19 protein-coding genes and 1 tRNA gene are annotated in these 25,441 nt (G+C 56.1%); 10 read left to right on the top strand and 10 right to left on the bottom strand.

Annotated elements, in window-relative coordinates; translation table 11 throughout:
- Positions 1–89 precede the first annotated feature (89 nt).
- Positions 90–2,735: an XrtA/PEP-CTERM system TPR-repeat protein PrsT gene (prsT, locus tag K419_RS0106525; protein WP_226377646.1), complete on the bottom strand. Its 2,646-nt coding sequence runs from the start codon at positions 2,733–2,735 to the stop codon at positions 90–92.
- Between the two features lie 733 nt (positions 2,736–3,468).
- Between prsT and K419_RS0106520 the strand changes: the two genes are divergently transcribed.
- Both K419_RS0106520 and K419_RS0106515 read left to right on the top strand, forming a co-directional pair.
- Positions 3,469–4,167 carry a PEP-CTERM sorting domain-containing protein gene (locus K419_RS0106520; RefSeq protein WP_026840879.1) on the top strand — a complete coding sequence of 233 codons (699 nt, stop codon included), beginning with the start codon at positions 3,469–3,471 and terminating at the stop codon, positions 4,165–4,167.
- A 204-nt stretch (positions 4,168–4,371) separates the two neighbouring features.
- Positions 4,372–5,085 (top strand): CAAX prenyl protease-related protein, encoded by a 714-nt coding sequence (locus tag K419_RS0106515; RefSeq protein WP_026840878.1) that lies wholly within the window; start codon positions 4,372–4,374, stop codon positions 5,083–5,085.
- A 131-nt stretch (positions 5,086–5,216) separates the two neighbouring features.
- Here K419_RS0106515 and K419_RS0106510 read toward each other — a convergent pair whose 3' ends face one another.
- From K419_RS0106510 to K419_RS0106495, 5 genes are all read right to left on the bottom strand, one after another.
- The gene (locus K419_RS0106510) at positions 5,217–6,458 is read right to left on the bottom strand and encodes an ISL3 family transposase (protein WP_026840877.1); all 1,242 of its coding nucleotides are present in this window, start codon (positions 6,456–6,458) and stop codon (positions 5,217–5,219) included.
- A 286-nt stretch (positions 6,459–6,744) separates the two neighbouring features.
- On the bottom strand, positions 6,745–6,954 hold the full coding sequence (locus K419_RS24410; RefSeq protein WP_084154137.1) for a GSU3473 family protein: 210 nt from the start codon (positions 6,952–6,954) through the stop codon (positions 6,745–6,747).
- A 125-nt stretch (positions 6,955–7,079) separates the two neighbouring features.
- Positions 7,080–7,355, bottom strand: coding sequence for a hypothetical protein (locus K419_RS0106505; RefSeq protein ID WP_026840876.1), 276 nt, complete (start codon positions 7,353–7,355; stop codon positions 7,080–7,082).
- Positions 7,356–7,417: 62 nt separating this feature from the next.
- Positions 7,418–8,236: a flagellin N-terminal helical domain-containing protein gene (locus K419_RS0106500; RefSeq protein ID WP_026840875.1), complete on the bottom strand. Its 819-nt coding sequence runs from the start codon at positions 8,234–8,236 to the stop codon at positions 7,418–7,420.
- Positions 8,237–8,518: 282 nt separating this feature from the next.
- Positions 8,519–10,570, bottom strand: a complete 2,052-nt coding sequence (locus tag K419_RS0106495; protein ID WP_026840874.1) for a M1 family metallopeptidase — start codon at positions 10,568–10,570, stop codon at positions 8,519–8,521.
- Positions 10,571–10,712: 142 nt separating this feature from the next.
- Here K419_RS0106495 and K419_RS21690 point away from each other — a divergent pair, with 142 nt between their 5' ends.
- A complete protein-coding gene (locus K419_RS21690) occupies positions 10,713–11,354 on the top strand; it encodes a ChaN family lipoprotein (RefSeq protein ID WP_226377645.1) in 642 nt (213 codons plus the stop codon).
- Between the two features lie 176 nt (positions 11,355–11,530).
- Here K419_RS21690 and K419_RS0106485 read toward each other — a convergent pair whose 3' ends face one another.
- Positions 11,531–12,610, bottom strand: coding sequence for a porin (locus K419_RS0106485; RefSeq protein WP_226377644.1), 1,080 nt, complete (start codon positions 12,608–12,610; stop codon positions 11,531–11,533).
- A gap of 483 nt (positions 12,611–13,093) precedes the next feature.
- Here K419_RS0106485 and lexA point away from each other — a divergent pair, with 483 nt between their 5' ends.
- Genes lexA through dinB form a run of 3 tightly spaced genes read left to right on the top strand, consistent with a single transcriptional unit; the run spans position 13,094 to position 15,191 of the window.
- Complete coding sequence (lexA, locus tag K419_RS0106480) at positions 13,094–13,699, top strand: transcriptional repressor LexA (protein WP_026840872.1); 606 nt, start codon at positions 13,094–13,096, stop codon at positions 13,697–13,699.
- A gap of 4 nt (positions 13,700–13,703) precedes the next feature.
- Positions 13,704–13,949, top strand: a complete 246-nt coding sequence (locus tag K419_RS0106475) for a hypothetical protein (protein WP_051292901.1) — start codon at positions 13,704–13,706, stop codon at positions 13,947–13,949.
- A 12-nt stretch (positions 13,950–13,961) separates the two neighbouring features.
- Positions 13,962–15,191 (top strand): DNA polymerase IV, encoded by a 1,230-nt coding sequence (gene dinB / locus K419_RS0106470; protein ID WP_026840870.1) that lies wholly within the window; start codon positions 13,962–13,964, stop codon positions 15,189–15,191.
- Between the two features lie 6 nt (positions 15,192–15,197).
- On the opposite strand, the gene K419_RS0106465 is transcribed toward dinB, so the two are convergent.
- Together K419_RS0106465 and K419_RS0106460 are read right to left on the bottom strand one after the other, a co-directional pair.
- A complete protein-coding gene (locus K419_RS0106465) occupies positions 15,198–16,568 on the bottom strand; it encodes a putative sensor domain DACNV-containing protein (protein WP_026840869.1) in 1,371 nt (456 codons plus the stop codon).
- A gap of 27 nt (positions 16,569–16,595) precedes the next feature.
- Positions 16,596–17,882, bottom strand: coding sequence for a nucleotide sugar dehydrogenase (locus K419_RS0106460; RefSeq protein WP_026840868.1), 1,287 nt, complete (start codon positions 17,880–17,882; stop codon positions 16,596–16,598).
- Positions 17,883–18,189: 307 nt separating this feature from the next.
- On the opposite strand from K419_RS0106460, the gene mutS reads away from it, so the two are divergent.
- Together mutS and K419_RS0106450 are read left to right on the top strand one after the other, a co-directional pair.
- Positions 18,190–20,799, top strand: coding sequence for a DNA mismatch repair protein MutS (gene mutS, locus K419_RS0106455; protein ID WP_026840867.1), 2,610 nt, complete (start codon positions 18,190–18,192; stop codon positions 20,797–20,799).
- A 3-nt stretch (positions 20,800–20,802) separates the two neighbouring features.
- On the top strand, positions 20,803–22,062 hold the full coding sequence (locus K419_RS0106450) for an N-acetylmuramoyl-L-alanine amidase (RefSeq protein WP_026840866.1): 1,260 nt from the start codon (positions 20,803–20,805) through the stop codon (positions 22,060–22,062).
- 98 nt (positions 22,063–22,160) lie between these two features.
- Here K419_RS0106450 and K419_RS0106445 read toward each other — a convergent pair whose 3' ends face one another.
- Positions 22,161–24,233 carry a DUF3426 domain-containing protein gene (locus tag K419_RS0106445; protein WP_026840865.1) on the bottom strand — a complete coding sequence of 691 codons (2,073 nt, stop codon included), beginning with the start codon at positions 24,231–24,233 and terminating at the stop codon, positions 22,161–22,163.
- Between the two features lie 249 nt (positions 24,234–24,482).
- Here K419_RS0106445 and K419_RS0106440 point away from each other — a divergent pair, with 249 nt between their 5' ends.
- Both K419_RS0106440 and K419_RS0106435 read left to right on the top strand, forming a co-directional pair.
- Positions 24,483–25,178, top strand: coding sequence for a DUF1573 domain-containing protein (locus K419_RS0106440; RefSeq protein WP_026840864.1), 696 nt, complete (start codon positions 24,483–24,485; stop codon positions 25,176–25,178).
- A gap of 68 nt (positions 25,179–25,246) precedes the next feature.
- Positions 25,247–25,323: transfer RNA gene (locus K419_RS0106435), tRNA-Arg, on the top strand.
- Positions 25,324–25,441: the final 118 nt, after the last annotated feature.

The raw sequence follows: 25,441 nt of genomic DNA, 5'->3' as shown, positions 1-25,441 counted from the left end.
TGGCCTTCTACAAGAACAGGAAACTGTATGACGACATCGCTGCCAGTCGTAGCCATAAACTTGGCGCAACTGAGGATGCGGCAGGATGTTTATCTCTTCAACTCCGCCAGGAGCGTCTGCGCCGCCTTGGTGTCCGGCGACTGCCCCAGTGAAAGGGATTTTTGCAGCGCCTGCTCGCTCCTCGCCCTGTCCCCGGCCAAATAGTAGGCAAGTCCTAGGTGGTAGCGCACGGTCGGGTCGTTGGGAAGCAGCGCGACGGCACGTTCCATAACCTTCACTGCGTCAGCACTGCGGCCGTTCTTGGCCAGTGCATAGCCGACGGTGTCCATGACGCCGGGGTTGCCCGGCTGCTGCTTGAAAGCACTGATCGCCAGCCGAAGCGCTTCTTCCTTGCTGCCGTACCCATCGGCACAGAGGTAGGCAAGGTTGTTGAGGGCCGGGACATATCTGTCATTTTTCTGCAGGACCGCACGGTATGCATCAGCCGCCTGATTCTTTTTACCGGTACTGTCATAAAGAGCACCGATGGCGAACTGGGCGGCGACGGAATCAGGATTCATCCTCTGCGCATATTGGTAAGAGGCGAGCGCCTTGTCGTACTCCTTCGTGGCTTGGTAGAGGTTCCCCAGGGCGATGCGGGCCTCCACGCTCTTGCCATCGGCGCGGATTGCCTTGTTCACCTCGTTGATAGCGGCAGGGATATTCCTGAGACTCTGGTGGACCGTGGCGAGGAGCAGGTACCCCTGGCTGGAACCGGGACGTTTCGCGATGAGACGACCTGCCTGCTCGACGGCCTTGGAAGAATCGTTCATCGCCACATAGGCGCCTATCTTGAGTGCAACGCCACGCTCCTCGTTAAGGGCCTCGACCTGGTCGAATACCTTTAGGGCCTTCTGGTACTCCTTCTGCGACGCCAGAATGCGTCCTTTTGCTTCGAGCGCCGAAATGGCGCGAGGATCTAGTTTGATCTCCTCGTCCAAAACGGCTATGGCCTTCGCCGCATTGCCTTTTTTCTGATGGTAACCAGCCAGGGCCAGGAACGCTTCCGGCGCCTTGGTCTGGGTAGCTTTCTGGTAATAGGCGACTGCGTCCGACTCTTTGCCACTGATTTCGCTCAGGGCGGCAAGGCCGAGCAGAGCGCGCAGGTTGCCGGCATCCCTGGCGAGCAACTGGTTAAGCTCCGCCATCGCGCGGGGATAATCTCCGGTTGCGGCGTAAACGCCGGCAAGGTTCTGGTAGGTCGCCGCAAAGCCGGGGTCAACGCGCTTGGCCTGCTCCAGAGTCTTGATCCCCTCCGCCTTGTTTCCCCCAGAGAACTGCAGCGAAGCAATAGCGTTGTAAAGCGGGGCATCGCCTTTGCCCCCTTTCAGTCCCGATTTAAGCGTCGAGAGCGCCTTCGCCGGCTTTTTTTGGCTCTGGTAGTAGGAAGCAAGCAAAAGCCGGCTGTTTTGGGCGTCGGGAGCGGCTTGAACGGCGGTGGCAAGTTCTGTCTCTCCTTCGGTATACCTCCCCTTACTGAAATAAAAGGCGCCCTTCTTGAGGTGGGCGTTGACCATCTTGGGATCGAGCTTTGTGGCTAGGTTCAGCTCGCGCATCCCCTCCTCGAAGAGCCCCTGTGACATGTAGGCCCCTCCCAGGAGGTTGTGGGCCACAGCGTCGTTGTCGTCGGAGGCCAAAACCTTCTTGATCTCGGCTATGCCGTCCTCAGTCCGCTTTTGCGCCAATAGGGTCTGCGCAGTCATGAGCCTAGACTTGCGAGCTTCAGGCACCCGGTCCAACACCACGCGGAACTGGCTCAGGGCGTTCTCCAACTCGCCCTTGCTGTAGTAGCTAAGTCCCAAGAAATGATATGCCTCAAGGGTCGGTGAGAGCTTCACAGACTGCTGCAGCGAAGTAATGGCGTCGTCGAATCTTTTGCGGTAAAAGGCCGCCAGCCCTTTAAGGCGGTAACCATCACCTTTTTTGGGGAAGGCCTTCATCATCTGGTCGGCACTTTGATCAGCCTTGTCCACCTCACCCCTTTCCAAATACAGCAGCCCTAGTTTATACAGAGCATGGACCTGATTCTGGTCCAGTTGCAATATTTTTTGATACAGGGTGGCAGCCTTATCGCCGTGGCCCGAATTGTTCTCTATGGCTGCCAGCATGTAGAGCGCCTTAAAATTTTTCTGTTCCGCTAGGATCACTTCATTGAGTAAAGCCTTGGCCCTCTCAGTATCACCTGTGGCCATATCTACCGACGCAAGCTCCAACTTTGTGGCGCTGCGGGAAGGATCGACTCTGAGAGCCTGGGTAAGGTATTCACGTGCTTCCTGGTGCTTTTTACTGACAAGACAGGAAATCCCCGCAGCCTCGAGACCGTCAACCGCCCCTGAATGTTTTGCGAGATATTGCGTGGCATATCTGAAACCTTGGTCACCTTTCCCAGCAGCATTATTCAGCTTAGCCAGTTCCAGCAGTACCTCGTCCCTAGTCGGATTCTGGGTCAGGACTTTGGTGAATTCCTTTTCCGCCTGCTCGTTCTTTCCAAGTGCGGCATATGCCTTGGCTAACTGGAAACGTGCCTCCAGATAATTCCCATCCTTTTCCAGCGCGTTTTTGAAGAAGACCACGGCAGCGCCAGGATTAGAAGCCTCCATCTGTTGCTTTCCTTCGTTATATAGTGACTCTTTCGTCTTACTGCTGCATCCAACACAGGTGAGCAGGATGACACACGCGAGACAAAACTTCTTCATCATAATCACCTCGGAGATAACCGAAAGTTGAGAGCATCTGCTAGAAAAAGAAGATTAAAGGTTGCTGTCGGATTTTTTAACAGAAGGGGCTCTAATTATCAAGTGAATTTTTTGACTATAGCAGGCGGAATACCCCATTTTAACGACTACGAAACAGAGAGTTGTCACGGATAGCTCAATACAAAAACATGACTCTAATATTGAGAGGTAGTAGATTACAAAGCAGAAGCAAAGCACCAGAATCTATAAAATGTATAATTAACAATCACAAATATAATTTTCACGCCATTTTTATGAGATGAACCTTGTATAGAAGGCCATTTCAGTAAGCATCTCGCGTGCCAGCAAAGTTGTCAAAGTAGACCTCCGGTTATTACCCTTTCGAATGCTCCTACTGTCACATGAGTAGAAGGGTAAGCGTCTGCAATAGAATATCCTTGCTAGTACGAGCTCTTTGCTGATTCTCCCGGTTTTTATTTCTCAACCCCTTTAATATGTAGAACCCGTCTAAATAACTAAACACTAATGTCACATGCTGACTCCATTGAGCCTGCACCAGAGCCTGGAGTCCAGTTCGTCCCCTGGCACTGTCGGTTTCCTTTACACCCCTTCCACATGAAGCAGTTACAAACATGTATTTATAGCATCTTAAAGCTTTGGCACCGCAGTTGCAGTAGCATCGCACACTACGATTCGGATAATGGAGCAACTTGTGGATAAAGGAGACCATAATATGAAACGCATGGCTGCAATGTTGGCAGGTATGATGCTGATGTTAGGCATCGGAACAACGGCACAAGCCCTCACTTTAACAGTAACAAGTGGAACAGAGTCAAAGACGATCACAGATGGGCAAGTCGGCGACATGAGTGGCATAAACGGTAAGATTAGCTTTATGGACATGCTAGTAGGCAACTACCTAGTAACGGTTGAGTCCGCACAGGGATTTAGCCATCCATACGCCTCTTGGCCGCAAGCCCTTCACCTTAGTGCTGTGTTCACATCTTCCACCCTCGGAGGGTCACTCACTTTCACGTTGACTGACTCTGGGTTGTCTTTACCGAACCTGAGGACAGACTTATCCCCCAATGCTCTCGTGAAGTATGGGATTGGCGGGTCCATCAAAGTGGGAGATCAAATTACTAACACAATAACTTACAGTACCGATGGCACTAGCACGCAACAACTCCCGGAACTCTCCTTAATTAACTCGGGGATGTCCTTCCACGCGGAGGACAGCGCGCTCATAGATTTAGTCAACCCCTTTACCCTTAGCGAGGTTGTGACTATAGATTTCGGACGTAATCGGGGGACGTCTAGCTTCGATGCCGGAGTAGACATCATCCCCACTCCGGAACCTGCGACCATGGTACTTTTTGGAGCTGGCTTACTTAGCCTTGCTATCTATTGCAAACGCCGGAAGAACGTCTAGATGCCAGGCAGTCATGAGAATTGGCGGCACTTTCAAGTGCCGCCTTTTTTTCGTATAACACGTCGCAAAAAGTAACGCAGGTACAGCATGTCAAGAAACCCGACACCTTGGGACAACTGTAAAAGATCCCGACACATTTAATTTCTTCCGAAGCCGCCTCGGCTTTACAGCTGAAGATCTTAGATTGTGGCAATAGGGGCTATCATGACCAATCCCGTGTATTTTCCACGGCTTAACATGGCCATCTATCGACGCACAGTCCCCTTCGCCATGTTCATGGCATTCATTGCATTAGAGGAATCCTTCCGGTATGCCATACAGCAGCACTGGCTGGATCTACCTATCACTACGTTGTTCTACCTATATCCGATAAAGACTGTTGCAGTAGCTTTGCTGCTATACAAGCATTCCCCGTTTTACCATGAAATACGCATCCAGGATCTTGGACAACTGTGGAGCACTGTTTCTGTTGTCCTAATCGGTCTTTTAACCTTCGCAATTTGGGTTTCAGCAGACTGGGTCGTCACACTCGCGTCCCCTCCTGGCGGCTTCAATCCGATGCTGCTCCCAGACGGAGTGGTAAGGGTATTAATGACTGCGTTTCGGGTTGCAGGTGCCGTCCTCGTTGTGCCTATCATGGAGGAAGTATTCTGGAGATCCTTTCTGCTGCGCTATCTTGTGGATACGGACTTCGAATCGATCCCGATTGGCTCCTTTACCTGGAGTTCTTTCCTCATCTCTACAGTTTTGTTCGGCTTAGAACACCATCTTATCGTAGCCGGCACGATAGCCGGCGTCGTTTACAGCCTGATAGTGTACAAGACCAAAAGCATTGCGCAATGCATTCTGGCACACGCCATCACCAACTTTGCCCTCGCCTGCTTTGTGCTTTTCACGGGTAAATGGCACTTCTGGTAAGTCTAAGTACGTTCAACATCAGGTACAATCACCCGTTATGCCACTCGCGCAGGCCTACCCAATCCACCTAAAAAATCTGGTGATGTGGGTTTGACGCCATCGCCTATGCTATCCGAGAAGAAATGGGCTCTTCAGGATTTTCCGTGGGTGACGGGGTAAAGATCGAGTCCGCCAAGTCTGAACCAGATCATGATTTTGAACCGCTCCGCGTTCCGAAAACCACGAGCGGCGTTCTTGATAACCTCTACCTTCGAGTTGATGCCCTCACTCAGAGCGTTTGTTACGCGGTGGATGAAGTAGTTGAACACCTGCGGCAGGCGGGCCTTCAGCATCTTCGCAACCTTCACCACCGGGTCTAGCCGACAGTGGGTCGCCCAGAAATACCAGCTCTTCCAGTGGGAGCTTGCCGCCGAGAGACGTTTGTACCGCCACAGGCGCCTCAGATTTTCCTTTAACGCCCAGGCTTTAGCCGTCCTGAGGTCGCTCTTACGTAACAGATAGAAACTCGCCCAGTACTTTCGAGGGACTCTCTCTTGGCCGTAGAGCCGCATGTACTTGGTCCGGGCCAGGCGATTATCCCCCTCTTCCGCAAGAACCTTGTGCTCCGTGCGCCTGACCTGGTCGACCGCACCGGTCATGTGCTGCGTGATGTGGTACAGGTCATAGACGATCTTCCGTTCCGCATCGGGGACCTTGGCCAATGCCGCTTGGAAGTAGGCCTCGTGCATGTCCATCGCGATGGCGGTGATCGCCGCGAGTTGCTCGTCGGTCAGGCTCTCAAGATACGTTTCAAAGCTGCGCTTGTCGCGGCCATCACCGATGTGTTCAACGGTGCCAAGATCGAGGTCGCAGACCAGGGTGAAGTACCGCTGGCCACGGGCGATTGATTTCTCGTCGACACCCAGGTGCTCGATCAGCCGAGGCTCTTTACGCTGCAGTCCGCGCTGGACGGCCCGAGAGAGGATGTGCCACGCTACATCCCAACTGATACGCAGGATTTGGCGAGCAGCCTGTATGTGGGTTACCTGCATCACGTCGATTGCCAAGCGCTCGAACAGCAGTGTGAACCTCGCTTTGGGCTCAGCCCACGGCAACCGCACTTGATGGACGCCATCCTTTGGGCATTGAACGCGAGGTGGTCTGGCATGTAAGAAGGTTTGGAATTGGCAGCTATCAAGGTGCCGCCAGACTCTCTCTTCCGAGTGATCGTAGACTGGCAGCAAGTCACCACAGACCGGACAAGGCCACTTCTGGCCTTTGGGATGCTCAACGGCAACATCCACACGCTGGGTTGATACTGACAGGTCGACCTTTGCAACAGTCCACGGCGACTCCAGACCCAGCAGGTGGCGATACAGGTCGGTATCTCGCATAGCTCCCCCCTTTCAAAGGAGGGATTATAGCAAATCAGATCTTGTTACCCACGGAAAACCCTGAAGAGCCAAGAAATGACTCCGCCACCCTTAAGGCAATAGTGCAGACCATCGGGGCAGTCACAACAGCAACCAATGACATAGTCCCTTTAGCGCTGATAAGGTAGGGCACGGAGCAAAGATGACACAAATGACAGCATCTAGTGGGAAATCTGCAAGATGTGAAACATGTAAGAGAAGTCGACACGCCTGCTCATAGCTGTAAAAGGATCCGACAGCCAGCATACTATTTGGCGCTGCACTCACCAAATATCCGTCTCTCAGGACCAGTATAAGTGTTAGGCTGCTTAGGGGAACGGATGGGATCTATGCCAACGATGACCCAACCTGTAGATCGAAGAAATCTTGCGACAACTCCAGCCTCTATCAGACTGTCAAGCATATAGTCATTCACGTAATCGTAACGGTTGTTTGTCCAATTCACTTGAACAAGCATGCGCCCCTCCTCGACCCGCCAGGCTAACCATTCCAGATAGACGCAGGGCATACTGCAATTTCCAGGCCCTGTAACTATGGCGACGGGTTCAGTGATAGGAATGTTGAACATCGATTTTACACATGTCAAAACTGCCTGAACACCACTTGTGCTGCCTTCGAAGAGGTGGCAAGGGGTGTCTGGCGCAGCAATACGCTGCAGGCGAGCTTCATGATATTTGCCCGCTCCTGACTAAGGTCGAAAACATACAACCCAGCGTTGCTTTGCTTCATTTCCACTGAAGCAGGCATCACGTCAGTTAAGAGCATAGCCTGTTGCGAAATGACTGCCCCGCCGTTTTCCCAGCCTGTCCCTCGACGTGCGACATGCTCCTCGCGTGACCTGTATTTTGCGCTCTTCATATGTGCTCCAGATCAAAGGCGACAGGCGGAACGGCCAAGGAAAGCCGTTCCGCCGAATTAAACTAAAACAACTTTAGTATTGACTGAGCAGCCTGCGATGACAAGCTCAGTGATGTCGTCCCTAATGATTGCCGCGTCTGCAGCATCAGCATATTGGCGCCTTCTTCGTTCATATCTGCCAAGGTCAGATTGTCGGCACCTGTTTGCAGAGTGTTGATCATTTGGTCGGTGAAGCTCTGACGCGTAGTGATGATATTAAGGTTTGCAGCCAAGGTTTGGGTGTTACTCCTCAAAGTGGATATAGCTGTATCCATGAGCGCCATATCCGTTGTAATGTTCGAGTTGGCTTGCCAGGTACCACTCGCTGCAGTAAGGCTCAGACCGATCGAGTTTCCCAAGAACCCTATCACATTGAGCTTGGAGGTAGCATCTTCATTAAAGTTCACTGTCAACGTGTTAATATTACTCAACAAGTTGAGACCGCGATAACCGGAATCAGAGGAGATGTTATCAATCTGGAAGCGGATGGTGTCGTATTGTGAAGCAAGCTTAGCACGAGTGATAGTATCACTAGTAGAAAGGGCCGACTGCGCTACACCTTTGGCGGCGTTGATCAGTCCGGTTATAGCGGTGAGGCCTGCGTTGGTCGCGTTCACAGTCTGCACCGCCTCAGACATGCCATCTTTTCGGTCAGATAGGTCGCTTGCGCGCTGTGTAGCATTCTGGGCTGCAAAGTAGTTGGTCGGATTGTCCAGTGCGCTATTCACCTGTTTTCCCGAAGATACCCTCTGCTGTGTTCTATTAAGGAGTTGGCTGGTGTTCTGCAGATAGAGAAGGTTCGTTCGCATCCCGGCGGTCAAGGAAATATCACTTACTGTCATGGCGTTGCTCCTTTTCTAGGCGACCCGGCGTTCTGCCGGTGGTTTTCGAACCGGAGTTTTGCTTGCATGCAGGAACGTTCTGCAGAGTGGCCATCTCTACAGAACCACTTCCCTCGCGATTCTGTAACCTTATCGGAGACGCAGCCGACAACTTAAATAAATTTAATTTGTGTTTATAAATTTTCAACCAAGGGAATGTGGTAGGGATGAAAGAACAGCCCCCTCCGCGAGAGGAGGCGATTGGATCAACAGAAAGAACAGCGATCAAAAGCCTGGTGAGCTTCAATTTAAGAAATCTATCAAGCGCCCTTCTCCGGCTGCTATGCCGGTTCCCTTCATTCTGATTGAACCAGCAGAAAAGATCAGAACACCGTATTTGCCATAATGCGTTATTTTTGCAGCGTACTTTTCAGCTGCGGCCCTAGATTCCGCTTGAAACAACGCGATAACCCCTCTTCCAGGGGGATTATGTTTGAGGACCACGAAAAGTAGGCTATCGTCGCCTGCGGCTGCAATGGTTGACTTATAGGCTGTATTTACCTGCTGCGGAATTTGCAGCAGAGAAATCTTCTGCGGCATCCCGCAAAAAACCAGATCGTCGGATTGAGCCTGGGCCGGATCCAAGACTGACTCGATCAGCACGCGCGCGTCAGCTTGGGAAAGGGAATCAAGCATGGCTTTAAATAACTCTGGCGGTGCCTTGCAATTCTTAGTAATGACACCGACAAGTGAGGTAGACCCTTTGATGCTGTTTACAGTAGCCGGGATTTCTGCAGGAGAAATAATTCGGAAGATGGAAGCTTCAGGATCAAGCAGGAGCCGTTTCGGCGGTACAGGCGTGAATATGGCGAAGCGAACACTATTTTGATCGTGCACCGGTACCACGCTCTCAATCACTCCACTCTCGGTCTCTAGAGTTAGCGGCAACCGTACATCGAATGGATGGGAGGACTGATAGACCGTACCGGTCACCAACCATCCATCCCCCTGGCGTTTCTTCTCCACCTGCGACAATGAAAAACGCGGGCCGCCAGGACGAGACAACCACTCTGCCAGCCAAGGAGAGAGGTCACAGCCAGCGCTACGCGAGAATGCCGCAACAAGATCGTTCCATGAAGCCGAACCATACACGCGATCACGAGCTATTGCCCGCAGGGCATTGAAGAACGCGTCATCCCCTATCTGGGAACGGATCATGTGAAACAGCATTGCACCCTTTCCGTACCCTATGGCACGCGAGGCAGGATCATTACGGCTGACAAAACTGGTAAGAGGAAAGTCGTTTTCAGCAGTTACCAGCGAGGCGTAGTCGATCAGGAGCTGTTTGCGGTATTCCAGCGCCTCGGCTGGTGAGCGGCGTTCCTTAAGCAGGTAATCGGCTAGATAGGTAACGAGCCCTTCGCACCAGTTCCCCTGGCTCAGATCGACGTCTATCCCATTACCCCACCAAGAATGGACGATCTCATGGGGAAGACTGGTGTCGGCGATGAAGGGAAGCCTAATTACTGTTCCGCCAAGTAGCGTAAAAGATGGGAAACCATAACCGGTCGGAAAGAAGTTTTCTACAATTGCGAATTTTTCAAAGGGGTACGGACCGAAGAGCCCCTGGTAAAAAGACAGGTACTTGGCAGCCGCGTGCAAGTACCGAGGCGCCAAATTGGCATTGTCCCGGTAAAGATAACTGTAAAGCGTGACACCCGCCGCCTGCCTCTCCTCAATCAGGTACGGCCCGGCACTCACCGATGGCACCCCAACCGGCCGCGACTCCTGCCACACAGACTTCGTCACTCCCCCAGATGTTTCTCTGAGTATCCTGGCCCCGTTAGTGATGCCCTCGATCCCCGCCGGGGCGGTTATGCTGATTTTGCGACACAAAGGCACCTGTGACGGAACTGGGTACCAGTGGGAACCGCCACCAAGAAAAGTCCCCTCAGCTGTGATCGCAGCGCTGACGCCATAACTTGGATCCTCACCTGCCGCCGGATTCCGGGAGACAGGGTCGTTGAATTCGGCCCGATACGAGACGGTTATGGTAACGTTTTCGCCTTGAGGCAGTTCAAGGACCAGTGTCCCCCTAGCGAAGGAAAAAGGAATCTCTTTGCCCGCAGCCCGAGCGGACTCGACCTGCGCAGTCTCAGCCAGCCGTAACAAGACCCTCTCCGCACCATGCTCAAATACGATGCTACTCTGCCCCACCACCAGGTGACGTTCAGGCTCCAACGAAATAGAAACCTCCTGCGCCTCCACCCGTGGACCTAGTTCGGCACCACCGGCACCCCCTCCCCCCGCGACGGCCAAAAGAAGCACCGTACTGCATATTAACAGGAATTTCACAACGTCCCTCCGCACTCACGCAGCTTCCAGGCAGTAAAAAGCTTCCTGCGTACCGCCGTCATTTCTACTTTTGCTCTAACAGCTATTGTTGTAATCTGCAGCTTCTATTTCCTGTTGTCACACGCCCCAGCGGAGATTGCAGATGCTCATCATGCTTCGTACGCCGTTACTATTGCTGTTATGCCTATTTGGGTCTGTCCAAGCCCATGCAGTTTCCATCACGCGTGTAAGGGATCACGAGATAGTCACCTTCCAACAGTTGACGGCAAAGGCCAAAGCAGCCGACCTAGCGCTGATTGGCGAGGTCCACGATAAGCCGGCTGCCCATGAACTGCAACTATCGATCATTCGCTCACTCCTAGACCATAAACAACGGATGGCTATCGGACTGGAAGTGATGCAGTCCAATAGCCAGCAGCAACTCGACGACTGGGTCAGCGGCAAAATAACCGAGGAGCAGTTCCAGCCTGTCTTCGCGCAGAACTGGACCTACGACTGGCGCCTTTACCGTGAAATTTTCTTGTTTGCCCGGGACAACAAGATCCCTTTGGTCGCCTTGAATGTCCCCAGAGAGACAGTGATAAAAGTTTCGCGACAGGGGTACAAGGCATTAACCGAGGAGGAGAGAAAAGGGTTGCCAATCGGAACCAATGCCGATCTCAACAACACGCACACCGAGTTCATAAAGCGGACGTTCCAGCCGCTTTTCGAAAGTGTATCCAACGGGCGCGTGTTCCAGTACTTCTGCGAGGCTCAGACCTTGCGCAACAGCGGAATGGGATGATTGCGGCGCACTACGTGAAACAACACCCGAAGACGAAAATGGTGCTGGTAACAGGAGGAAAGTTTGGCCCTCTATACCTGCCGAAATCAAAACTGTGGGCATTCATGCGGTCGCAACATCCCGTACGGTAGCAGTGCCCAAAGTTTCCGTCCCTTTTCCCTCGACATGGGAAATTCTCAGAAGAGCTTGTTCCACATCATGGTGTACCCCCCTCCTGACCGGCCGTTTCGGATCATACCCGATTCCCATGTATAGGCCAGATAAAAGGACGAGTCCCACAAAAAGGCGCTATCGAGGGTGATAGTCCCCGCGCCTCCGTCTTTGCCGTGGAAGGTGACCCGATTCGCGCCTTCAACGGTTGCCCGGTCGGCCCAGATGTAGGATCCGTACAGGCTAAGGTAAAGAAAGAAGGTAAGCTCGCGGCGATAACCCGCTGAGACGGTGGCATATGAGGTTACCGGGATGTTATCGTAAATGATGCCGGTGTAGTGAGGACGGACCACGTCGTCGGCCTCGCTCGGGAAAGAGGCTCCGTTGAGACGGAAGGCGTTGAACCTGTCTCCGTTATTGTTGAAGGTGTGACCGGCATAGGCACAATAAATTAGGCGGTCGCGCTCCGACCTTCCCGGTATCCCCGCAGCCCCGGCAAGATAGCCTGAAAGCTGCAGGTAATCACGGTTTCCACCCAGCGCCGCGGTAGCCGACTGCTCGCTCCACTTGTCTCGATGCATCAAATCCAGATCCCCCCCTGCGGCAAACCCTTGGTGCGGCAGTTCCAGCAGGTTGCGGCGCATGGTGTCATAGTGCACGCGAGCCCTGGCACCATAGAGCATGGTGTCGTTGGGTACCGAGAGATTAGCAGCGGTATCCTTACCGGTGTCGGCATAGAAGTACCCGACCCGTCCCAATAGCTGCAACCGAAGGTCGTTATCCACTTCCCGGGGATACACTGGGATACGCCATCCCGCCCCCACCGACCCGAGAAGGGTGCCCCAGTAAAGGGAGGTGCCCTTCATCTCCTGGCCTTCAAGGACCTCGCTTTGCGGCACCGGCAGGGTGTAGTTCTCAAAATGGGTAACCAGTTCAACACTTCCCAGGTTCCGGTCGTACTCCAGTTCATTCACGAAGAGGCTGACGGTGTAGCGGGCACGGTAATCGTCCTTGATACGACGGTGGTAGAAAACAGCCACAGGGATGGCAGTGGTCCCCCCCTGTTGCGGGGTGAGCAACGACGCACCGAGCGTAATGGAGGTCATGTCGCTTCGATCGAGGGGGGGGATAGTGACCTTTTCACCCATGAAATCGATTTGGCCTGGCTCTCCTGCCAGCGGAGTGTGGTAAATCGAGGAGGTATCCGCCGCACGGGCGTAAGACGCCAAACCAGCAAACAGGGCGAGGGAAAATAACAGCGCCGTGCCCCCCCTCACCAGGGACGCCCCCCGCGATAGAAAAGTTCTAAAGTAGCTGCTGTTTTGCCGTCGGATGAGGCCACCGTGTCTGCTCATATTCTCCATTTCAAGTACCGGTGGTGCCACTTTCATTACGCTTTCAGCTTTACACATGTCATTCCCTCCACTTGGGGCTCGGCTCCCGAAACGGGAACAGGCTACACTATAATAGATAAACGTTCTTGCTCAAGAAAAACTGACAATACTTGCTACAAAAGGACGATTTCCAGCTTGACATAGCATGGTTGCCATTTGGTAAGGTTGCCATAAGAAAACCAACGGAGGATCGTCATGGAACAGCTAACGGCACGACAGACGGAGGTGCTTCAGATCATCACCGGGCATCTAGAGACGTGCGGCTACCCCCCTACCTTGCGTGAAATTGCTGCGCAGCTTGGCATTTCGGGGACACTGGGAGTGATGAAGCATCTGGAAGCCCTGGAGAAGAAAGGATACCTGCGCCGGCAGGAGGGGAGTACCAGGGGGATTACGCTGTGCAACCAAAGCCAGGCGGCCAGCCTCCCCATAGTGGGAGTGGTGCGCGCGGGCCTGCTGCACCCGGCCATACAAGACATCGAGGGGCACTTCGCCATCGACCGCTCTCAACTCACTTCGGGTGGCGCTTTCTTCTTGCGGGTCAAAGGGGACTCGATGGTCCACGCCCATATTGTGGAGGGGGACCTAGCGCTGGTGCGTCCCCAACCCCACGCCTCGAATCGGGATATCGTGGTGGCCATGGTGGATGGGGAGGCCACGCTGAAAAGGTTCTACCGCGAAGCGGACCGCATCAGACTACAACCCGAGAACCCGAACTACGAGCCGATCATAATCGAGAAGGGGGAGCAGGAGGTGTCTATAGTGGGGAAAGTTGTTGGCATCTACCGGCAAATGGAGTAGTTTGATGCCGCCCGTTGCCGAAAATGTCAGAGTCGCCGCCATCTTCACCCCTGGAACACAAATCAAGCCGGTATGGTTCGAATGGCGTTGCCGCAAGCATGCCATTATCGCAACTTCCTATTTCTGGAAGGACTCCTTCGGCGGCGTCACCAGGCTGCACTTCGCGGTAAGCGATGGCAGCAATCTCTTTGAGCTCATGTTCGACACCTACGATCAGAGTTGGATTCTGATGGCGGTCGAGGAGCAGTAGCCGGGACGAGAATTGGAAGCCACTCGCATCATCCTTCACATCGACATGAACGCCTTCTTCGCCTCGGTGGAACAGCAGTCGAACCCGGCGCTGGTCGGCAAGCCCGTTGCCGTAATAGGTGCGGCCAAGCGAACCATCATCACCACCTGTTCCTACGAAGCACGCGCTTTCGGAGTCAAGACCGGAATGAACAGCTGGGAGGCCCGCCAGAAATGCCCCCAGCTTATATTCGTTGTCGGCAACAACCGCAAATACAGCTACACCTCAAAACAGATCATCGCCATCATGCGTGAGTACACCCCGCTGGTGGAGGTTTTCTCCATCGACGAAGCCTTCCTCGACGTCACCGGGAGTCTGGCACTCTTCGGCCCGGCCGAGCGGATCGCCGATCTCATCAAGCAGCAGATCAGGGAAAGGTTCGGCCTTACCTGCTCGGTCGGGATAGCTCCCAACAAACTCTTGGCCAAACTTGCCTCCGACATGCAAAAGCCTGACGGACTGACCATCATCGAGCCGGAAAAGGTGGCACAGGTAATGGAACGGCTACCGATCCAGGCGTTGTGCGGCATAGGGGCCAAGATGCAGCAACACTTGGCGAAATTCGGCATCAAGACCTGCGGCGAGCTCGGGAGATTCCCGGTCGAGACGCTGAAGAAGCATTTTGGCATAACCGGGGAAAAACTGCATTTCATGGGGCTCGGGGTGGACGACTCGCCGGTGGTCCCTGAAGACGAGGCAGAGGAGGTGAAAAGCGTCGGCCATAGCACCACCTTGGACCGTGACATCACGGAGCGAAGCGAGATCCTGCGCCACCTGCTTCAACTTTCGGAGATGGTGGGAAGGCGCGCCAGGAAATACCAGGTAACCGGCCGGACCGTCACCCTCACCGTCCGCTATGCCGACTTCACCACCTTCTCCAAACAGCAAAGCCGCGGAGATTACACCAACAACAGCGAGGAAATATATCAAACGGCGGCAAAGATCCTGGATAGCTTGGACCTGACGCAACCGGTCCGGCTCCTGGGGGTAAAAATCGCCAACCTCAGACACCATACCGAACAGTTGCCGCTTTTTGCCGAGGAACGAAAAAAGGCGCTCGTCGCGAGCGCCATGGATAATGTCAACAACAAGTTCGGTGATTTCGCCGTCACCTTTGGGAGCTTGCTCGGTAAAGAAATGGGGGCGAAGGTGATCTCGCCCGCGTGGAGGCCGGAGGGGGTCCGGAATGTCGATGCCGATTGACGCCCTCTAAAACCCCGGCACCCCGGTAGGCACCTGGTCCCAATAAGTGACCATGCCGTTATGCCACTTCACTATCTGTACGCTCTCATCCTGCGAGATGACTATGGCTATCGCCTGGTGCAGCCTCTGACACAGACGGTAGGCCGCCCGGTGCCGGGTCCCTACCCCCTCGCTCAAAACCGGCTCTGACTGCTCCCCTTCGGTATCAAGGGCATGGGCCACCATTCCCACGCTGTCCAGATCCCCCGAGATTACCCCGCCGAAACCTAACAGTTCCTGCCGTTTGGTTATCACCACTGCGCCATCGACTGCGGAAAGTGCTGCAATGAAATGGGCGACGTCGAAAATGGCCTCGTCCAGAAGCGCTATATTCTCGTTTTTGCTGTTTACATATTCCTGCCACCCCACCTGCTTGCCAGGAGAATCAGGATCGCCGTAGATCTCGGCCAAAGTGTTCATGATGCGTAGCGTCAGACTCAGGAAGCGCTGCCTGGAATCGTACTCCAGGAACTGGTACTTGATGGTCAGGTAAGGGTTGTCCTCCTGGATCTCTTCTGCCATCTCGGCAGGAAGATACACCAGCAAGCCGCCATGGTTCGAGTTCCTGATCACGCTGATAATGCGCCGTATCGCCTGTTGCCCGATGCTGCTGCCCAATTGCGGGTCCAACTCGGCCCAGACGCGGTCTGTGCGGGCACGGGCGGCCTGGTGCAAAGCCCAGGTCTCCGTGTTGAGAGCGCCAAGGCTTGTGTTGAGCCATTTCGAATTAAAGACGTCGAGCGTCGGGCAGTTGATCTGTCCTCCGTTCAGCGAGGCGATGATGTTGTCTCCGATGCAGACCGAGATCTGACCGGGTCCGGTAACGTACACAACCAGGCTCAACGGCATGGGAGGCGAGGTCTTCCTCCCGCCGTAGACCGCATGCATCCAGCGGGTTCCGGAATGCAGCAGTCCCCAGATCTGAGCCCCTTGCGCCGGTTCGACAAAGATGCCGATCAGGGTCCGGTAGAAATCGGCCGCAGGGGCCAAGCGGTGCAATTCATACTCGTTAAAAGGACGAGTTCTGGAAAAAATGAGTCGATGCATCCCTGTGGGTGGGCCTTCATGGGCGGCGAACAGGTAAGAATCCCTGATGATCAGGCGAAACATGACCGGTCGCTCTTCTTCCCGCAACAGGCTTGCCTGATAGCAGGTAGAGATCACCTGCTCCAGGATCCCCCGGTCGGGAAGCTGGAACTCCCCGCTCTCCCCGCAGCAAAGGCGGGCGACAAATGCTTCATCCTCCCAGCGTTCGAAGATGAAGGAGACCAGGTCCCTCGGGTAACTGTGTCCAAACTGCGACGGCGTACGCGTAAGTGATTCCTTGATCTTTGACATTCTCCTCTCCCCTGCCTCGGCCGACGACTACAGGCACCAGACCCGAATCCCCGCCGCAGACATGGCCCGGCTGTCGTAAATACCCTTTACGTCTATGAGCACCGGGTTCTCTACCATAAGGCTCGTGAAGTTGGCGGCCCCCCAGGCGCGGTAGGAGTCGTGGGCGACCGCGGCGATAACAGCAACCGCAGGATGGAGTTTTCCCAGCTCCTTGAGTGTTACCCCGTAGGCCTGCTGCGCCTCAGCCGGGTCTGCTATCGGGTCGCATACCTGCACCTTTAACCCATAGTCACTGAGCTCGGCCAGAATATCGATGACCTTTGAATTACGCAGGTCGGGGCAATTCTCCTTGAAGGTCAGTCCCAGCACCGTCACATACGAGCCAAGCACGTGGTGCCCCGCCCTGATGATCTCCTTTACCGCCCGCTGCGCGATGAATTTACCCATGCCGTCGTTTATGCGCCGCCCCGCCAGGATAACCTGGGGGATGTACCCGATCTTCTCAGCCTGATAGGTGAGATAGTAGGGGTCGACGCCGATGCAGTGGCCGCCTACCAGCCCCGGCTTGAAGTTCAGGAAGTTCCATTTGCTTCCCGCCGCAGCCAGCACCTCGCTGGTGTCGATCCCCAAACGATCGAAAATCAGCGCAAGCTCGTTCATGAGGGCGATGTTCAGGTCGCGCTGCGTGTTCTCGATGACCTTGGCGGCCTCGGCGACCTTGATGGAAGGTGCACGGTGCACCCCCGGCTTGACCACCGAGGAGTACACTGCGGCCACCTGCTCCAAGGTGTGCTGGTCCTGGCCGGAAACGACCTTGAGGATGCTGGTGAAGGTATGCTCCTTGTCGCCAGGGTTGATCCGCTCCGGGCTGTAACCGACGGTGAAGTCGACGGGACTCTTCAGCCCCGAGACCGACTCCAGGATGGGGAGGCAGACCTCCTCGGTGACGCCCGGATAGACCGTCGACTCGTAGACCACGATGTCACCCTTTTTGAGCGCCCTCCCCACCGTTTCCGATGCGCTGCGGAGCAGGGAGAGGTCCGGCTGATTGGCTGGATCGACAGGTGTCGGCACCGCCACCACGTGAAAATCCGCACGCGCCAGCTCATCGATCTTGTCGGTGAAGCAGATGTCGGCGCCGACCAGGTCCTCTGAGGAAACTTCCCCCGTGCGGTCCCATCCTGAACGCAACTCCTCGATCCTCTTCGCGCTGATGTCAAACCCTATGGTGCGCTGCACCCTGCCGAAGGCGACCGCCACCGGGAGCCCAACGTACCCAAGCCCTACCACCGAAATCTTACGATTGTGCGTCATGATGTACCTCCCTATCCGGCACATGCTTCGATGTGCCCACTGCGGCCAGGCGAGCCTCGTCCTCAACACCCCCGCCAGGTCCGATATCGTGATTTGCCGCTTGCGGCGCATACTCCTCGTCGACGGCAGCTTCAAATATTAACGCACTTTAAATGTTTTACCCCAAAGCTCCCAAATACCGCCGGCCCTCTTATCCAGACCTGGAGCACCCGGCAAAAAGGTCCACCGCGGTGGCGGGCGGTGCTTTACATGATGCGGCTATTTTGTTAAGATGGCCGCCGTTTTATCCTCCAACAAAGGTTCCCAAATGTCTGAAATGACGCCCATGATGCGGCAATTCCTTGAGATCAAGGCCGAACACCCTGACGCCATCCTCTTCTTCAGATGCGGCGATTTCTACGAGATGTTCCTGGACGACGCGGTCAAAGCCTCCCGCATCCTCGGCATCACCCTCACCTCGCGCAACAAGAACGCCGACGGCTCCGAGGTCCCTCTTTGCGGCGTCCCCTACCACTCCTGCGCCCCCTACATCGCGAAACTGGTCGAGGCAGGGGAGAAGGTCGCCATCTGCGAGCAGGCCGAGGACCCGAAGCAGGCCAAGGGAATCGTCAAGCGCGAAGTGGTGAAGGTGATCACCCCCGGGCTCGTGATCGAAGACGCCTCGCTCTCCCCCAAGGAAAACAATTACCTGCTGGCGCTTTGCTGTGACGGCGAGTGCTACGGGCTCTCCTACCTCGACCTCTCCACCGGGGAATTCAGGGTGACCGAACTGGATGGGCTTCAAGCCGCCCTGGCCGAGCTGACCTGCATAGGCCCCCGCGAAATCATCCTCCCGGTCAGCTTCCGTGAGGAACCGAAGCGGAAAGAAGTCGCCCACGTCATCGTGGACCGCAGCATCACCTATTTCGAGGAATGGGTCTACGACCCGGACTACTGCAAGCGACTGGTAGCGAACCAGTTCAAGGGAGCGACTGCCGAGTCGCTTGGATGCGACCGCCTCCCCATCGCCCTTCTCGCCGCAGGCGCCGTACTGCACTACCTGGTGGACACCCAAAAGGGGCATGCCCCCCATGTAACCGGCATCACTCCGTACAACGAAAACGAGCACCTCCTCCTCGACGAATCGACCAGGAGGAATCTGGAACTCACCGCAACCCTCTCGGAAGGAAAGCGCAAGGGGTCGCTGCTGGGGCTCATGGACCGCACCGTCACCGCCATGGGCGGCCGCAAGCTCAAGCAATGGATCAACTACCCGCTCATGGATCTGAAGAAGATCTGGCTGAGGCAGGACGCGATCCAGGAACTGATGGAGGCGCCCGGCACCCGCGAAGCGATGAAGTCGCTCCTGGCCGGGGTCTACGACCTCGAACGCCTGAACGGACGCATCAGCCTTGCCTCCGCCTCCGCCAAGGATCTCTCCGCCCTCAGGTCTTCGCTCAGCCGCCTTCCCGCCATCAAGGAGCAGGTAGCTGCCTGCGGCGCCGGGCTCCTCAAGGAGCTGGACGCCGGGATCGACCCGCTCGACGAACTGTGCGACCTGATTTCCAGGGCCATCGTGGACGACCCTCCTTTTGTATTGCGCGACGGCGGCATCATCGCGGACGGCTACAACCAGGAACTCGACGAATTGCGGGCCATCAGCCGCGAGGGGAAGGGGTTCATCGCCAGGCTGGAGGCACAGGAGAAGGGGCGGACCGGGATCTCGTCGCTCAAGATCCGCTACAACAAGGTCTTCGGCTACTACATAGAGGTGACCAAAGCAAACGTCTCGGCCATCCCCGACGACTACATCAGAAGACAGACCCTCGCCAACGCCGAGAGGTACATCACCCCCGAACTCAAGGAGTACGAGGAGAAGGTGCTAGGTGCCGAGGACCGGATCAAGGATCTGGAATTCTCGCTGTTCCAGGAAGTCCGCGAAGCAGCCGCGGCTCAAGGGGAGAGAATCGCCCGCACCGCCGACCGCCTCGCCTGCCTGGACGTCCTCGCAAGCCTCTCCGAACTCGCCCACGACAAGGGGTACTGCCGACCCGAGGTGCACGAGGGGAGCGAACTCAGCATCACCGAGGGGAGGCACCCCGTCATCGAGGACATGCACTCCTCGGAGCGCTTCGTTCCCAACGACACGCTGCTGGACAACGGGGAGAACCAGCTCATCATCATCACCGGGCCGAACATGGCCGGTAAGTCGACCTTCATGCGCCAGGTGGCCCTCATCTCGCTGATGGCCCAGATGGGGAGCTTCGTCCCGGCGGACAAGGCGCTCATTCCGCTGGTGGACCGCATCTTCACCAGGGTGGGCGCATCCGATAACCTTGCCCGCGGCCACTCCACCTTCATGGTCGAGATGATGGAGAGCGCCGCCATCCTGAGGGGGGCTACCGCCAGAAGCCTGGTGATCCTGGACGAGATCGGCCGCGGCACCTCCACCTTCGACGGCGTCTCCATCGCCTGGGCGGTGGCGGAATTCCTGCACGACAACAAGATGCACGCGGCCAAGACCCTCTTTGCCACCCACTACCATGAACTGACCGAACTCGCGGTCACCCGCCCCGGCATCAAGAACTTCAACATAGCCGTCAGGGAATGGAACGAACGCATCATCTTCTTGAGGAAGATCGTTCCCGGTGGCGCCTCGCACTCCTACGGCATCCAGGTGGCACGCCTGGCCGGTCTCCCCCAGGCGGTGATCGAAAGGGCCAAGGAGATCTTGGTCAACCTGGAAAAGGGGGAGTACGGCGAAGGAGGTGTACCGCGCCTGGCGCGCGGCAAGAAGGTCCCTCCCCCGTCCCCGCAGCTCTCGCTCTTCGGCGCGGGCGACGACCAGATCAGGGAGAGGCTCAAGGAAGTCGAAGTAGCGCTTCTTACACCCCTGGAAGCGCTGAACCTCGTGGACGAACTAAAGAGGATGATCTAGAAGATGGACAGAAGGGACTTCGTAAAATACCTGGGACTTTCGCTCCCCTACTACCAATGGCTATCCTGCCGGATGCTCGCGGCACAGGGGTCGCTGCTGCTCACCCCCTTTCTCTCGGCGCAGGCCGGCGCCGCCACCGCTCAAGGGTTGGTCCCGGTCACCGAACTGAAACACTGGTCCACCCCCGACTACACCCGCATCGCCATCACCGCAGGGAGCGAGATCCCCTTCGAGCACCACAAGCTCCCGAACCGCCTCTACCTGGACCTGCAGGGCGCCAAGCTGAACCAAGGGGTCAAGGACCTGAGCATCGGGGACGGCCTGCTGAAAAGCGTGAGGATCGCTCAGTTTCAGGCGGCGACCGTACGTGTGGTGCTCGATCTGGACAGCATCAAGGACTACAAGGTCTTCACCTTCTCCGACCCGTTCCGTATCATCGTCGACGTGAAGGGCGACCGCCGGCAGGAGATCTCCGCGTCCAAGGAAGTTATCGAAACCGCCCCCCCCGAGCCGAAGCCGACGGAGAAGGCGAAGCCGGCTGAGAAGCCTAAGTCCGCCGGCAAGTTCAAGCCCGGCAGGATCAGGAGAATCGTCATCGATCCCGGCCACGGAGGGCACGACCCCGGCGCCGTCAGCCCCTCGGGGACCCGCGAAAAGGACATCGTGCTCCAGATCGGCCTCAAGCTGGCGCAAAAGGTGCGGGAGGAACTGGGGATCGATGCGGTGATGACCAGGTCGACCGACGTCTTCATTGAGTTGCAGGAGAGAACGGCCATGGCCAACAAGGTAGGAGCCGACCTCTTTGTCTCCGTCCATGCCAACGCGTCCCTTAGCCGCGCAGCCAACGGCATCGAGACCTACTACCTCAACCTGGCCAAGACCGAGAAAGCAGCCCAGCTCGCGGCCAAGGAAAACGGGACCTCGCTGGAAAAGGTAAGCATGCTGCAGGCGGTCCTATTCGATCTGATGGCTAACTACAAGCTGAACGACTCCGCGCATCTGGCCGACGAGGTGCAAAAGGCGCTTTTCAAAAAGGCGCAGACGGGTTACGCAACAGTGAAAAACCTGGGGGTGAAACAGGGGCCCTTCTACGTGCTGGTCGGGGCCACGATGCCGAGCATCCTGGTGGAAACAGCATTCCTCAGCAACGACCGCGACGAGCAAAAGCTCAAGGATCCCCAATACCAAGAGCTGACAGCCGACGGAATCCTCTCCGGCATCAAGGGGTACATCGCCTCGCTCAACAAGATCCACGCCGGGTAAAGCATCGCCAAGATAACCTGGGTGCGCAGCAACACTGCAGACGCAAAAAGGCCGGCATCAAGCCGGCCTTTTTGCGTTTCAGGAAACTGGAGCTGTCGTTACTGGCCGGCGGCTACAGTCGAGCCCACCACCTCGACTCCGAAATCAGCCGCTTCCTTGGGAACGTTGGCGATGGCCACCACGAAGCCGATCGGCTGCCCAGGCTTCACGCCGAGGTTGGAAAGGGAATCGCCGAACTGGTTGTTCATGATCGACTCAAGCTTCTCCAAGGGAAGCGTCGTCAGTTGCTCTTTCGAGAGCCTGTTGCCGCAGTACGCCGTTTTCTGCATCAGCACCTTGCCGCTTTTGTCGTAAAGGCTCACCCGCACCTGAATGGAGGCGCGGGCCTTGCGGAAGGAGTTCACGGCCTCGCCGGTCACCACGAACAGTTCCCCGGCCTGGGGGTTCTGGTAGAAGGAGGCCAGCGGGTTCCTGATGGTGATGCGCCCTTCCTCCGGTACCTCCATCCCAAACCACTTTGCCACGAAACCGATTCCCATCTTGTCCAGTTTCTGAAGCGCGGCCGGACCGCTTTGCAGCACGTAAAGACCTGCAGCGCTCAAGGCCAGCACCACGATGACCGAGATGGCCACGATAGCGATGGTGAATGCCGACCGACCTTTGCGGCGGGAAATTATAGAGAGAGGAGGAAGTTCGTCCTCCGCAAACTCCCCGGGCGCTACATCGGGGGGCTGTGCGCCAAAGTGGAAGTCGAGCGGCGAAGCAGCCGCCTTTGGGGGCTGCGACGAGACCGGAGCGGCGGGAGCAGCAGGTGCAGCATCCTTGGCCTTACCGGCCGCGGCTAGACCGGCGGCACCGGCCAGGGCGGCTCCCGCCAAGGCAGCGCCGACTACCGGGCCGGCTGCCGGCTTGGAAGCGGGCTCGGGCTCAGCTTCTTCACCGAAGGAGAGTTCGCCGAAGCTGAATTCTTCATCCGGTTCTGCAGGGGAAGGCTGTCCAGGCGCGACCGGTTCGGCGGCTGCAGTCTCCTTGGGACCGGCAGCTTCTTCTTCGAAGGAGAACTCGCCGAAATCCATGGTGGCGGCAGCAACTGCCGGCTTTTCCTCGGCGGGGGCAGCTTCCTCTTCAAACGAGAATTCACCGGCACCGGCGGCAGAGGCCGGTGCCTCGGGCTGCGGCGTACCGGCTTCTTCTTCGAAGGAGAACTCGCCGAAATCATGCGACGGCCCAGCAGGCTCCGCTGTCTCTTCTTTAGCGGCGCGGGGTGTCTCATCGAAGGACAACTCGCCAAAATCGAGCGATTGCGCAGCTGCAGGCGCCGCCGGCTCGGGGGTGCCTGCCCCCTCTTCGAAAGAGAATTCCCCGAAATCCAACGAATCCGCCGCAGCAGGAGCCTGCGGTTCTTCCTTGGCGGCAGGGGCCGACTCGTCGAAGGAGAACTCCCCGAACTCGAAGGCATCCGCTGCCGCGGGTGCCGGGCTCTCCTCCTTGACCAGCGGCGTCTCCTCGTCAAAGGAAAACTCGCCGAAATCAAAGGCATCTGCCGCGGCTGGCGCCGCTTGCTCTTCTTTTGCAGGCACCGGCGCTTGATCTAAGCTCACCTCGCCGAAATCTATTTCATCGCCGGCAGGCTGCTCCTTTGTGGGAGCGGCTACGGTTTCCTCATCGAAATCAAAGTCCCCGAATTCGCCGAATTCTGCTTCGGGTGCCGCCGGCGCAGAGGGCTCTGCAGCAGGGGCAGTATCGAAACTGAGATCGCCAAAATCAAGGTCGTCAGCCGGGGCAGTTGCAGCCTTTTCGGGCACAGCCGTATCTTGCGTCGGGGCGGGCGATAACGCCTCGTCCGCGTCTGCAGAAAAGTCAAAATCGCCCAAGCCGAAGCCATCGGACTCTTCAGGCTGCTGCTGCGGTTTGACACCGGCCTCGACTGCAGCCATATCGTTTGCAGCTTGTTCTGCTGCAGGAGCCGGCGCCTCAGGAGCGGCAGCGGCAGCGGCAGGAGCACCCAGCCCCGAGAGCAGGGCGTCGAACTCCGACTCCTCCTGCTTTTGCTCGGCACCTGCCACAAAAACATGGCGGCACTTGGAGCAACGGACCTTCACTCCACCCGGCTTCAATTTGGAGTCGTCCAGGCGGAACTTGGTGTTGCATTGATCACATTGGAGAATCATTCAGCCCCTCCGATTCATTTTGAAAAAGATCCGACGTGATACTACTGACTGGATGAGAGGTCCTGTCACGCCGACGATGAAGTGTAGCCGGTCGAGTTAAATAAAAGCCGACGGTACGCTCCATTAATTTTCTCCCGATTTCCTATATCAGATGGATTTTGCAGTGTCAATTCATTCTGGCCCACTACGTCACTTTGTGGTATAAATACCTCGAAATACTCAATCAACTCATTTAAAAGAGGTACTGACATGAGAAATCGCCTCGTTAAGATATCACTCATACCGAGCCTGGTTCTGGTTGCCAATGTTGCCTGGGCAGCCCCTGAACTTTCTGTGGAACAGGGAACGTACAAATTCGGCACAGTCACTCAAGGCAAGAAGGTACAGCATAGCTTCAAGATCAGAAACAGCGGCGACGCTCCGCTGCAGATAAAGAAGATTGAAGTATCCTGCGGTTGCACCGCGGCCAAACCCTCTACTTCCACCATTCAGCCGGGAAAGAGTGCGCAAATCGACGTCGTCTTCGACTCTACCGAGTTCGGGGGGAAGGTCCTGAAGAGCGTAACCATGCTCACCAATGCCGGCAAGACCCCCTCCTACACCTTCAACATGGAGGGAACGGTCTCCGAAGAACTGCAGGTAACCCCGCGGCAGTTGAGCCTCGGATCAGTGACGCCTGGTGTTGCCAAACTGGTCACCATCAATGTCACCAATAACGGCAACAACAGCATCAGGCTCATCGCCGTCAACGTCAATTCCAACACGCTGCAGATAAAGTCAACCATAGGGAAGAGTGAGTTGAAGCCGGGAGAAACAGGCTCGGTGAATCTAAGCATAGTGGGGAAGTCGGAATCGAAGATACTGAGCGGCTACGTGCACATAGTGACCAGCAGCGCCAAGAAGAAGGAGATCACCGTTCCCGTTTATGGCACCTTGGCGAAGTAAGCAGTCATCTTTTTTTCACTTAGGCCTTGAGTTGCTACAGGAAATGGTGTAATAAGTAGTTCTTTGCCGGGCGGGTAGCTCAGTTGGATAGAGTACTGGCCTCCGAAGCCAGGGGTCATGGGTTCGAATCCCATCTCGCCCACCAACTTTTGTTAAAAAAACCGTTGCAATTCTGCTGAGTCTTTTCGAGAGACTTACAGAGGCAACGGTTTTTTTGTTTGTCACTGTTCCTACTTCGGAAGATGGCGTAGAACCATTTAGGC

It is taken from the genome of Citrifermentans bremense R1 (genome assembly GCF_000426865.1).
Lineage (GTDB): Bacteria > Desulfobacterota > Desulfuromonadia > Geobacterales > Geobacteraceae > Geomonas > Geomonas bremensis.
The sequence above is the reverse complement of the archived record's forward strand: the minus strand, read 5'-3'. Positions and strand labels throughout refer to the sequence as shown.